We start from the raw sequence: 12,173 nt of genomic DNA, 5'->3' as shown, positions 1-12,173 counted from the left end.
GCAGGTTGCTCAGGCGGTTGAAAAACGGGCCGACGAGCACGGCTTTGATCAGGCCCTGGAGTTAGTAATTGAGACCGGTAGAGGTGTCGACCCGCAGCAGGCCAAACGATTTTTTCGTCAAGAACTAACTGCAGCCCTGGGCCGGAGTGGAAGGATTGTTGCGCGAAGGGGCGGTGCTCTTAAGCTTACCCTGACGGTGTCTCGGCGCAGAGATAAAATATGGGTCATGGGAGATTTGGTTGATACTCAGAACGGGAAAAAAATCCCTATTGTGGTTGTCGGTCATCGCGACTCAGTTTTAGCCGCCGCCCTGGGAGCGCGCCGTAATTATATTGGGCGACGGACTTGGCGAGCGACACAAGTGGGGAAAGTCGCGCCGGGGCTTTTAAACTTTTGTCTATTCCCTCTTGAGAACTCTCCACAGGGAAAAGGCTTTGCCGCAGTTCATGTTGATGGCGTTCGCCTCTACCAGATGTCTCCCGAGGGCGTATCGCCATTAGGTAAGGAGTTTTTGTTTAAAAAAGAGCATCGTTGGCCTCGTGTTCGCAAGGCTTGGCTGGCTCCGCGCGGCTTGGGTCAACTGGAAGTATCAACGAGCGCTGGATTCACTTGGTTACTTGATACCCGTACGGGGGAATGGAAGCGTCGCAAGCCTGGTCGAGCTCCGCTGCCACAGCTTGGTGCTTTAGGTGAGTCCTCTGTGATCACGGCGGTTTCGCAAAAGGGGAGTGCAACATTGAGTGGTCCCTTACGAGAAGTGACCGGCGAGGATTTGACGGGCGTACCAGTTGGAAACACCATTCGCGCCGCCGCCAAGCTGGGCGATGATGACCAGTGGATTTGGATTGATGGTAAGGGCAAACTGCGGCGTAAGTTAAACGGCAAAGTTGTTTCACTTACCAGTGAGCGGGTGGGTGACCAGCTTGTTGTCTTTGACCTCGATGACAGCGGCCAATATGAAGTAGTCACCACATCTGCCCGTGCCATGGGTGAACCGGACGAACTCGTGGTGCGAACGTTAAGCCGTGATGGAAAAACTTTAAAAGTATTGTACCAGCCGTCTTTCCAAGGAAGCATCACCGCACTCACGGTTGGCATCTCCGATTATCAAGAGTTACCAACCGCTTGGTTTGTGGAGCGTGATCTCGATGGAACCTCTTGGCTTTGGAAACTGGAGGCAGGATGATTTACTGTTCCAGATTTTTAGCTGTCTTCGTGATGCTTGGCGTGTTGTCGCAATCTGCGCAGGCCAGCAGGTTGCCCGAGCCAGGAGGCCGGGCCGACATAGCATTACCCGCTGCAATGGAAGATGCGTTTATTCGCGCTCATGTTTCGATTCCTTTGGTGGTGAGAAGCGTAGCCGGTGAAGGTTGGTTCTCGGAATCAATTGTATCTTGGAACTCGCCCGACGCGGGGCTTAGCTGGAACCTTGAAGTAAAAGGTGACGCTAAGAGTCTTGTTCGAGATTTAGAGCGCTGTTTAACGGTGCAAAATGCATCGCAGTTCTGGCCAGCGGCTCTTTTAGGTGCTGCTGATATTGAGATGCAGCTGACTTCTAAGCCCGGCATGGTGAATGTTCGCTTTACCAGGGCTTTCGGTCCGCTCATGCAGCTGCTCGAGGGCTGTATCAGTGGCTCAATTCGTGAGGCACCATTTATTGGACCGTTTGCGCCTATGGGGAGCGGTGGACTCGAGAGTAACTCTAAGTCCGCAGTGTCGAGACCGCTATTGAAAAAGATTGTGTTGGCAAGAGATGGTTATGTGGCCGACTTAAAAGTGAGTGGACAGGTGGTTGATGCAAGCCGCAGTGTCATGTTGGCCCCGTATCCCGATGTAATTATGCTCTTACAAAGTGAAGAGGCTAGGCAAAAAGACCCGCTTGGACTTTTTGGAAAAGGTCTCGATGCCTTGGACCATTTTTATACATATTTACGCACCGATGTTTTTCTCTCTGTGTACGGTGGTGGTCGTGGAGTGGCATTTCGCGCACTTTTACCACCAGGGTTGATGCAGGATAGACAACTTGACGACAACGAGGAGTCAGTAAGCCCGCCTCCGCTCCGGCTGCAAGCAAAGTTTGATCCGAGTCAGGTGGTTACGCTTGAGTGCAATCCTGAGGATGTTCTTAGCTATGGTTTTTGTGAACGGGTGGCCATGATTGTTCGCAGTAAGGAATTCTTGGCTCAAACCTATGCCCCTACGCAATCCATCAAGCCCGAGCTTAGGATGGTGCGATGGCGGTCACCATCAGCGGATCCAGGGCTTGCAATGCTTGACCTTTTATCTCGATTTCCAGAATTGAGTATGGGGCTTGACCGGGACCGCTGGGTTAGACCGCTGGTCCATTTAGACCAAGCCAAAAGAGTCGAGGCAGCCCTTGAACTCGAGCAACATTTAATGAGTGAGTATAGAGCGATTCCTTTGGTCACCGTCGACCTCGCACTTGATGTGAATAACGGCCTTAAAGGAGTACGTGTACGTGAGGACGGTGTTCCTTTGCTTTGGGATGCGTGGTGGGGGAGTCCTCGATGAGTATTCGCACCCGGATTGCAGCAGCTATTTTTATTAGTGTAGCGCTTGTGGCTTTGATTTTTGGATGGCTGAGGTACCAAGAGGCTTATGGTATGTTCAACGCCCAGTTAGATTCTCGTGCTGAAGCCATGGCAGACTCTTTTCAGGTGGAGTTAGAGCAAACACGCTCTGCCTTGGCCGACGCGTTAATGTCGAATCTAGTTACCAATGCAACGTTACCAGATGCTGTCACCGGAACGAATGCTGGCGCCCGTTACCGGTGGGCTTTGGAGAATCGCCGGGATCCCCGGATTGATATTCTCAAGGTGCAAGGTGAGGACGGCCGCATTGTATCTTCACGGCACTGGCCAACATCATTCGGAGTCCAAGGTGACCTTATCGCTGAGGGTGAGTCCTTGGTAATGGAGCCGGTTCAGGATGGGACACGGTTATCATTGCAAATGATTCGTAAAGTTCGAAGCCGAGATGGCAGAGCTTTTTATCTGGTGGTCGGGCGATTTCTCGGACCTCAAACCTTAAAGCGAACCCTTGAGCGCACAGACGCAGACGTTCTGGTTATTTGTGTGGCCCGCTATGGTACTTGCTGGGATGCAGTGAAAGACGATGCCTTGTTAAGCCGGTATGAGATGAGCCTGGGTAAACCTGTGGCATCTGAGGGAATTCATTTTGTTTCGAATGAGCTCTTTGAAGGTCAGCATCATAAGGCGGTCTTATGGGCCGGAGTAGACAAGGTCGCTTTTGAAACGTTGGCGCAAAAAGAACTCTTTCGTATTCTTTGGGGCGTATTTGGCGGTCTTATTTTAGCACTTGTGATGGGCTTTTTCCTGGGGCACCATATTGGCCGGCCACTGTCTCTTTTGTCAAAGGCAAGTTTAAGGCTCGCCGATGGTGAATTGGATGCGCGTGTTGAGACTCCGCCTCGAGCTGTGGCCGAGGTAGGCCAGCTGGTGGAGTCTTTCAACTTAATGGCTTCGGAGCTTGAGCAAAATCGAGAACGACTTTTACACGCTGAGCGAGTCGCGACTTGGCAGGAAATTGCCAAGGGTTTAGCGCATGAATTGAAAAATCCACTGACACCTATTTTAGGGGCGTTAAAAGTTGTTCGGCGTGCACGGGATAAGCAACATCCTGACTTTGATTTGATTCTTCAGGAACAAAGTTTCGCAGTAGAAGAAGAGGTCATGCGCTTAAAGAACATGGCTGATAGCTTTGCGCGATTTGCAAGGCTGCCTGACCCGCTGCCTGAGCCTATTTGTCTACTGGAGTTATTGGATACTGTTTTGTCGCTTTATGCTGGTGCAGACAAAATAGCAGTTGAAAAGAATTTCCCGGAAGAGGCGCCGATGGTGGCCGACGCAGAGCGGCTGCGAACCCTATTTACGAACCTTGTTAAAAATGCCAGTGATGCGATGGCCGGAGAGGGCACGGTTAGGGCCTTCGTTAAGGTCATGTTTGAGTCTGGCGTTTCGGGCTATGAGGTGAGGCTTGAAGATACGGGGCCAGGTATCGCACCTCAGGTGATGGATAAACTGTTTATGCCTTATGTGACCACCAAGGCTGACGGCGGAACTGGGCTCGGTCTTGCATTGGGATTGAGAATTGTCACTGAGATGGGTGGAAGAATAAGCGTCGATGCTGACTATGAGAGCGGAGCAGCCTTTGTGATTTGGTTGCCAGCGGCTTCTCATGGCGCTTAGATGATTTCAGTTACCGATAGCGTGCTCTATGCCTGCGAGTAGAGGCTCTTCTTTCCAGGGCTTCACTATCCAGGCAGTTGCACCTTGGTCCCGTGCTTGTTTGATGAGGTTGTCAGCACATTCCGTCGTGAGAATAAAAACAGGAACTTCAGCATGACTGTTGTTTTCACGGATGGCACGCATGGTTTCGAGGCCATTCATGGTCGGCATATTATAATCGATGATACAGAGACTGATTTTGTCGTTGTCTCGTGCCAAGTCAGCGGCGACGTCACCGTCTTCGGCAACCAAAACACCAAACCCATTACGTTCCAGCATCGCGCGCAGGTCTGACCGGACGATAGCTGAGTCATCACAAACAAGTATAGTGTTGTTATTCATTGAGTTACCCTCCGAGATATATCCATCAAAGCTCAAAAATATCTCTTTTCAGCTTTTCCCCTGAATACAAACTATAGTCCGACACGCGAGGCTAATGAAAGTGAGAGTGCAGTCCTTTTTTATGAAGTAGGGAATTTATCATGAGTGAATTCTATGTCCCTGAAAAATATAGATTATTTTTCGCTTAAGTACTGAGTTTTTGGATTTTTTCATGGTGTTTGGATTCTTTAGGTAATTGTTGCACTCAGATAGAGGGGGGAGCGGCGTTGATTCCCGGCGCGCTTGGTCATACGAAAAGACCTAGAATTTGGTTTTGACTAGGAGACTCTTGAAGTGACGCTGTTTGTAACATGTGCAGCTCTTTTTCTAGGAGCGGCTGTATCCGAGCCGATGCCGGTAAACGCGGACTGGGATAGCGTTCCGGAAACGATTCAAGGTGATAGCCGAGGGATCCTTCGGGTTTTGGCAAAGAAGCTTGGCAAGACGCCCATCGAGATTTCAGGCGTACGAATAACCGGAAATAGCCTTCTGACCCTCGCCCAAACGCCCCTTGAAGAGTCTTTGGTGCAGAACCTACGGCTGATGGTGAGAAGACCTCTTAAGCTCGACGGACTCCTGTATTTTGTGGACGATGTGTTACGCCTACCCGAATCGAGAAGAGCTCGCGAAATCGTTTTGAGTTCGTCCAGAGCTCGTCGCTTGGGAGTTTTGTTGCATCCCGAGGAAGTATTTGAAGATAAGGTCAGGGTGTATCCCAATGAGGAGCTGGAGGTCCATATAGATAGGCCTAAAGTGCCTCGGTCCTATCGACCTGCTAAAGACGGTCAGATTTTAGGGCCGGAGTGGACTGCAAGGTTTCCCAACCCGCGCGGAGAGCAGGCTAAATTTGTAAAGCTTGGCCAAGCGGTACCGGGTAACGATTTCCACCTTCGTGTAGCGGCCCTCTTGAAACAGTTCCGCGCTCAAGGAGCCGAAGTTTTTGTGGACTCGACGGTTCGGGCGCAAGAGCGTGGCTATTTAATCTGGGGTTCTTATCTTCTAAGCCAAGTTGAGTCTGAAAAGGAATCAAATGAAACCCTCTTGGAGTTAGAGTCGGCGAGGAAAGAATGGGAACTGGCGGTGCCGATTGAGTGGAAGCACCCGAAAGGTTGGGAAGCAGGGGCGGAGGCGGCCCGAGTTATGGCCGAGGCTTACGGAGTGACTTATGCTACTCGGCAAGGCGCCGAAGCGAGTAATCATTATGATGGTTTAGCGGTCGATATCACCGTGGTTGGTTTACCTGCTGCTCTTACACTCAACGCACCCGATGGTGAAAAACGAGTATTCGATCTCAGTCACCCGGACCATCCCCGCGACTTAAGTTTAAGTCCGACTGTCATCGCCTGGATCGAGGAAAAGTATCGGGTGTTTAAACTCAAGTTGGATTATCCCCATTGGGACGACTACCGCGCCATCGAATCCGAAGAGGATGAGAGCGAAAAAGACAAAGCTCCCTAGACCCCTTAGCTCTGGAGTCTGTGCCTGCATTCGATTAATATAAAATGATGGAAGAGCGGGTTGAATCTGAGTTACTGGCGGCCATCGATCTTGGTTCGAACAGTTTCCATATGGTTATAGCCAAGGTGATAGCCGGTGAACTGCACATCATCGACCGGCTCAAGGAATCGGTGCGACTTGCATCTGGTCTAAGACCCGAAGGTGGGCTTGATACCGAAGCGAAAGAACGCGCGTTGGGTTGTTTAAAGCGCTTTGGGCAAAGGCTTAAGCAGTTTGATGCCAGTAATGTTCGTGCGGTTGGTACCAATACTCTTCGTGCAGCCCAAAAGAAACGGCGCTTTCTCGAGCAGGCCCAAAAGGCGCTCGGTTTCCCAATCGATATTATTGACGGACATGAGGAAGCGCGACTTATTTATGTGGGTGTGAGCCAATCCCTTGCATACAAAAATGGGCGCCGTCTTGTCGTGGATATTGGTGGGGGAAGCACGGAGTGCATTGTGGGGAAGGGCTACGAACCCATCTTAGTCAATAGTCTCTATATGGGCTGCGTGAGTTTTACGAATCAATATTTCCCAAATGGCGTCATCACCGAGAAAAAGTTAACCAAGGCTACCATTGCTGCGGAGCAAGAACTCCATCCTATTTCGCGAAGTTATCGCAAATTGGGTTGGCAAGAAGCGGTTGGTGCCTCGGGTACGGTCAAAGCTGTTGAGGCAATACTGAAGGAAACAGGTTGGAGCCCCGAGGGAATTACGAACGAGGGTTTAGATTTACTTTGGGACTACATGGTTGAGGCCGGACATATCGATAACTTGGATTTACCGGGTTTACAGGACGACCGTGCTCAGGTTCTACCTGGCGGAGTCGCTATCTTGAAAGGCGTTTTTGAACTCTTGAAAGTTGAAACGATGCATTCTTCATCAGGCGCTTTACGTGAAGGGATTTTACACGAGCTACTGGGCCGAATTCGGCACGATGATTTACGCGAAGTGAGTGTGCAGAGAATTTGTGAAAGGTACCATGTAGATATGGACCATGCCGCAAGTGTAGAGGACACCGCCTTGGCCCTGGTGAGACAGACCCCGGATGAGTGGGAACTGGTTGGAACCAATTGGGAATTGATTTTAGGCTGGGCTGCACGTCTTCATGAGATAGGCTTGGCGCTTTCGTACAGTGGCTACCATAAGCACAGCGCTTATCTCATCATGAACTCATATATCGCGGGATTCTCAAGGCAGGAGTTGGGTGCACTGGCGTTGGTTGTGGCCTCGCATCGAAGAAAAATACGAAAAGCGCCTTTTTATGAGATTTTAAATTACGAATACGAAACCATGTGCCGAATGGTTACGGTTTTTCGCTTAGCAGTTTTGTTAAACCGTGGTCGAAGTCGGCACCAGGTGCCTAAAGTGAGGCTCGATGTTGATGGTCAAGTGTGGACTTTGAAGTTTAAGAAGAATTGGCTTGAAGAGCACCCGCTCACCTATGCAGATCTCGAGGCCGAGAAGATTTACTTAGAGTCTATTGATTTTGAATTGAATTGGTAGGTCGGTGATTTTTCCGAATGCGTTGATAATGCTCAGCTGGTGTTGAATCTGGATGGTTTCGAAGGTCTTCGAGAGCATCATACGCGGATAAATTGATGTTAAGCTTATCTGGCCAGTGATGTTGTAAATCTTGCGAGACCTATCGGCGCTGATTCGAATTTTGAGCAGAAGCAAGAGCCGGATGTTCGCCGGTGCATTTCCAGTCAACTGGGTACCAGCGGTTGAGATGTTTTGGCATGATGGTCGTGAGAGGCACAGGTGAGTTTATCGCGATGAACTGATAGGCTGCGAATGCCACGATAGCCCAAATGGTTACACGATTTGTGGTGTTGATGGCGCTTTGAACCGAACCTGAATTCTTACACTGGTCTCCAGCGGGTTCTAGAAACCAACTGATGATACATGAGAGCGCACCGACTGCGCCCAAGGGCAATGAGAGTTCATCGATGGAAATACCCATGCCAACCAGAACTTTTTCGGGTGTGAGAGTCGCCATAGCCGCAGCAACGAAGAATACTCATCAGATCGTTCTCTAAAATACCTGCTCAGGTGGCACCGGCGGTGTACGGTCGGTTGGCGCTATCTGGTGGGATTCTCAAGTTTTCTTATGGGTGTCCAAGTGGTCGTTATTAGGGAGCGTATCGACGTTTTCACTGGCATGCCTTTCGTTTCTTCGAGATTTTCAGGGACTATACCCGAAGCTTACCATGATGAGGATAGTTCTCATTGTTAATATGTGATTTTTTCCAAACTCAATAGACACAAATTCTTATGGAACTTTAGGTCATCGGGTGGGCAGATTTTACTTAAAATTAGCTAAAATCAGGTCCAATTGATGATCATGGCTTGGGCGAACATGGTCCACTGGGTCTCGTTTTAAAGCGCCAAGCCGGGGCTGGCGGATTCGTACTGGAACTTGCGAATCCGCCTAACCACAACTACGTTCAGTTCGAACTCAACTCTTGATTTATGGTGGCCTATTGGCTCTTCATCTTCCGCTGCTTTTCTTTGAGAAGACCAGCTGGTACGAGTGTTACTGTTGGTATCATTTCCCCAATAGCCGAGGCTCCAATGAATTCTAGACGACTATTTTTTGGTATATTCCTAATCCTAAATATTGGATTGGGTTCTTGCAGTGATGATGGGGAAACCGACAATTTCCCTATATGCCCAGCCCACTCAGTAGGCGAGGGGCCAGTGTGTGTATGCGATGCGGGATACTTCGGGACGATTAATTGGAGTGAGCAGAATGAGACTTATTCTGGTGAATGCATCACGGCACTCGAAATGGCTCTTCGTACTGGGGATGTTCGATACCTAGAAGAGGTTGGGACCGCACTGGCCAGTGCCATTGATTCCTTGGATGCGTCGAGAGCTGCTTCGCAGTCAATTTTAAGAACGATTTATGAAAGTGAACCTATTGATTATGTACCTACGGAATGGAGTCAATTTGTTCTGACGGGCAATCTGACCAACAACTTTAGCTTAGTTTCTGGGTCGCTTCAGGGTCGGCCACTTGCTCTTGCGGGTTCCAATGAAATGACCAGGTACGCTGCTTATGGCTCGAACCCCTTTCAGGTGGCACTCAGTGATAGCCCTTCTTATTCGGGTGCATTAAAGCGTCTGCTTCTTTGGCTCTCAGGTGGTGAGGGTGGAGCGATGGCACCAACACAAACCACTCTCGCTTTAGTCAAGTTGGGCGGGGAAGAAGCCTCGGTGCTTAGCTGGTTAGACGCACAACCGGAGTCGATGAATTGGACAGTTCTTAGCTGTGACGCTGCTGAAGAGCTAAGTGCCTGTTCTGAAACTGCCGATGTTGTGATTATCGGTGATGCCTTTCCCAGCGATGAGATCGACACGGTGAGTCGCTTTGTCGAGTTGGCAACAGCCGAAGGCAAGTCGTTTCTTTACAGCCATACAGCGGCTTGGGAGGATACGCCCGCGGGTAGAACGATACTTTCCCATTTTGACATGAGGTTTGGTGAGTACGGCGGGAATTACTTTGTAGAGGACCTGGCTGCGTGGAGCAATGTCGAGAATATGCTTGAGGATGGAGGACTATCGGGAGATATCGAGCGAGTTCTTACCCATCTGGCCCTAAGTGATTACAGCTTTGACTGGAGCGGCTGCACTGAATGGGTTGGCCAGACCTCATGCGGTGAGGTTTCCGGCTTAAGGCGTGAGTTTTTAAACGGTGCACAAATGGTCAAGGCTTACTTTAACGGCATAGACGAGGTGGGCGAACTTGTGTTCGACGAAAATGCTGAGCGGTTTTGGAAACTGATAGCGTTGATAGGGGATTGGTTCCGTCTGAGTATTGAGTACCCAATGGATAAAAACCAGACTGAAGACTCAGTGTTTTTAGCAGCTTACTTTGCTGATCATTCAGTGCTCTACAACAGAAGCGTCAATGTGGCGCAGTCTGATTTGGGAACATTCTCTAAAGTGTTGAGTACGCAGGACGTTGAGGTTGGTACCTACACAGTGAGTGTTCCTGTTTCACGTGATGGTGGATTTACGGCCATTGGGCTTTATGCTTTGCCAGGTGTAACTTTTAACATCGAGCGGATGGATACAAATTCGCTTCATGCAGCGGTAAAAATCAATACACAGCGAACGGGGTCGACTCGAGAATTTGATGCAAATAATTACACTCGCCCTAAGTTCCTGCAAAGTGCGGCTTTTGACTTGGTTAAGGGAGAGGCTCTAACCCTCACCTCGCCTTATGGTGGAACTTTGCAAGTGGTCACGCCTATTACCCAGGAGGATTTATCCATCGAGCTAAAGGTGACGCAGGTGACGAAGCATGCAGTACTTGAGAGTTCCTCTGAGTATGCTGCTTATTATGAGAATCTAAGTTCTAGTGTGCTGGATTTTACTGAAATCAAAACTCCTTATATCCAGATTCATTCTCGAACGGATATGATGCTCGAAGCAATCAATCAGGAACCTTACAGCGGTAACCTCGAACTCTTCTTCAATCATCTAGAGCATTATATGATTCAAGACACTTATAATCTTGCCGGTTTTGTTGGCGATATTCTTGAACACAATGATGCCATCACCTCTTTTTGCGCTGACTACAGTTGGGATTGTACCTCTGTGGATATTCATGCAAGTCCCGCAATTCAGCATATTAATATTGATACTTATGCCCATTGTGGTGGCGGATGTTCGGGCAACCCCTACGACCAGAGCTGGGTACTTGGGCCGCTCGGTTGGGGAGAAACCCACGAGATTGGTCACAACCTTCAGCGCTCACGAATAAATATTTATGGTGGTCGAACGAGTGAAGTTTCCAATCAAATCTTCCCATTGCATAAAGGTTTTCAGTACAAGCTTGATACAGGCACGGCATCACCAACCAACGACGTAGGCTACCGGCAAACCTTTGATTGGATCCAAGAGGCGCAGCTCACCGAGGACCCAACCCAATATGTCTATGACCGATTGTGGGATGGCGACGGCGTCTATGACCAAAACAGCGAGCGTATGGCGTTTTTCATGGAGGTGATTCATTGCAATGAGGATGTGATGTCGCCGCGAGGAGGCAATGGTTGGGACGTGTTTACTGCAATGTATCTTTTAGAGCGTCTATTTACACATGCTGTGAATACCGACTCGTGGCCGGCTTATAAATCATCTCTGGGTTTCTCGACCTACAGCACAGCTCCTCAAAGCATCGATAGTAACGATTTCATGTTGGTAGCGCTTTCATTTGTGACCCAGAAAGATCAGCGACGATTTTTTGATATGTGGGGTATTACCTACACGTCCAAGGCCAGCTCACAAGTGGCAAGCTTTGGTTTTCCAGAGGCGGAAATGATTTTTTACGCCAACGACAACTCGAGCAATATGCCTCACCCTGAACCTGTTCCGATGGATGGAAGCAGCGCTTGGCCGTTGTAACTTTCCCCGCTGGTTTTTCGTTTATCCACCTCATTTCGTCTGGAGACCTCTAAGTCTCTTTGGTATTCTTCTCGCTCCTCCAGCCGCGACAGTTCTGAAGGAACCATCAACACGGGTTCGTCGCCGAGTACACCGACCACATTGGATGAGCCCATAGAGAGGGGTGAACAGGAGTCTATCGTGACTTACCCGCTCGGTTGGTCCGGTCGGTTTCATACAGATACTCACCAAGATGGGACTTATACCATTCGATGGCTAGTTAGGCTCCTCGATTACGATATGGCCAATGGTGAGATTGTTTCCCAGATGTCTCAGGCGTCTTATCGACTCGACCGCTAACTCTGATGCCAAGGTGCCCAGCCTAGTTTATAGGCGACAAAGAGTCCTACAATTGCCAACGAGTATGCGCCGAAAAGGAGAATTGCATACCTACGGTTTCGTCCTCGGTGAGCAGGGTCCTCGTTATAGGGTGATGCGTCCACCAGGAATTTGTAAGATAGCGTCGAGACCGCAAGCCCTACCATAACGTCTAAAATAAAATGCTGTTTCACAAGCATGGTGGATAAACTGATGGCGACGGCCAAGGCGATACATAGACCACCGATGAACCGGT

The 12,173-nt window shown here is 49.5% G+C and carries 9 protein-coding genes; 7 read left to right on the top strand and 2 right to left on the bottom strand.

All coding sequences use genetic code 11. The annotated features are described in order from the left end of the window. From HOK28_03620 to HOK28_03610, 3 genes are all read left to right on the top strand, one after another. The coding region (locus HOK28_03620; protein MBT6432156.1) for a hypothetical protein at positions 1–1,186 on the top strand (1,186 nt) is incomplete at its 5' end. Next, on the top strand, positions 1,183–2,532 hold the full coding sequence (locus HOK28_03615) for a hypothetical protein (protein MBT6432155.1): 1,350 nt from the start codon (positions 1,183–1,185) through the stop codon (positions 2,530–2,532). The genes HOK28_03620 and HOK28_03615, both read left to right, overlap by 4 nt. Further along, positions 2,529–4,229, top strand: coding sequence for a HAMP domain-containing histidine kinase (locus HOK28_03610; GenBank protein MBT6432154.1), 1,701 nt, complete (start codon positions 2,529–2,531; stop codon positions 4,227–4,229). Before HOK28_03615 ends, HOK28_03610 begins: the two co-directional genes overlap by 4 nt. Before the next feature lie 6 nt (positions 4,230–4,235). Here the strand turns inward: HOK28_03610 and HOK28_03605 are convergent, their stop codons facing one another. After that, positions 4,236–4,610 carry a response regulator gene (locus HOK28_03605; GenBank protein ID MBT6432153.1) on the bottom strand — a complete coding sequence of 125 codons (375 nt, stop codon included), beginning with the start codon at positions 4,608–4,610 and terminating at the stop codon, positions 4,236–4,238. A 333-nt stretch (positions 4,611–4,943) separates the two neighbouring features. On the opposite strand from HOK28_03605, the gene HOK28_03600 reads away from it, so the two are divergent. Together HOK28_03600 and ppx are read left to right on the top strand one after the other, a co-directional pair. Further along, positions 4,944–6,107, top strand: coding sequence for a hypothetical protein (locus HOK28_03600; GenBank protein MBT6432152.1), 1,164 nt, complete (start codon positions 4,944–4,946; stop codon positions 6,105–6,107). Positions 6,108–6,151: 44 nt separating this feature from the next. Beyond that, a complete protein-coding gene (gene ppx, locus HOK28_03595; GenBank protein ID MBT6432151.1) occupies positions 6,152–7,651 on the top strand; it encodes an exopolyphosphatase in 1,500 nt (499 codons plus the stop codon). A 139-nt stretch (positions 7,652–7,790) separates the two neighbouring features. On the opposite strand, the gene HOK28_03590 is transcribed toward ppx, so the two are convergent. Beyond that, positions 7,791–8,147, bottom strand: coding sequence for a hypothetical protein (locus tag HOK28_03590; protein ID MBT6432150.1), 357 nt, complete (start codon positions 8,145–8,147; stop codon positions 7,791–7,793). A gap of 575 nt (positions 8,148–8,722) precedes the next feature. On the opposite strand from HOK28_03590, the gene HOK28_03585 reads away from it, so the two are divergent. Continuing rightward, positions 8,723–11,560, top strand: coding sequence for a hypothetical protein (locus HOK28_03585; GenBank protein MBT6432149.1), 2,838 nt, complete (start codon positions 8,723–8,725; stop codon positions 11,558–11,560). Between the two features lie 180 nt (positions 11,561–11,740). Continuing rightward, entirely contained in the window at positions 11,741–11,899 is a 159-nt protein-coding gene (locus tag HOK28_03580) for a hypothetical protein (GenBank protein ID MBT6432148.1), read from the top strand. Positions 11,900–12,173: the final 274 nt, after the last annotated feature.

Source organism: Deltaproteobacteria bacterium, assembly GCA_018668695.1.
In the GTDB taxonomy this organism is placed as follows: Bacteria; Myxococcota; XYA12-FULL-58-9; order XYA12-FULL-58-9; family JABJBS01; genus JABJBS01.
The sequence above is the reverse complement of the archived record's forward strand: the minus strand, read 5'-3'. Positions and strand labels throughout refer to the sequence as shown.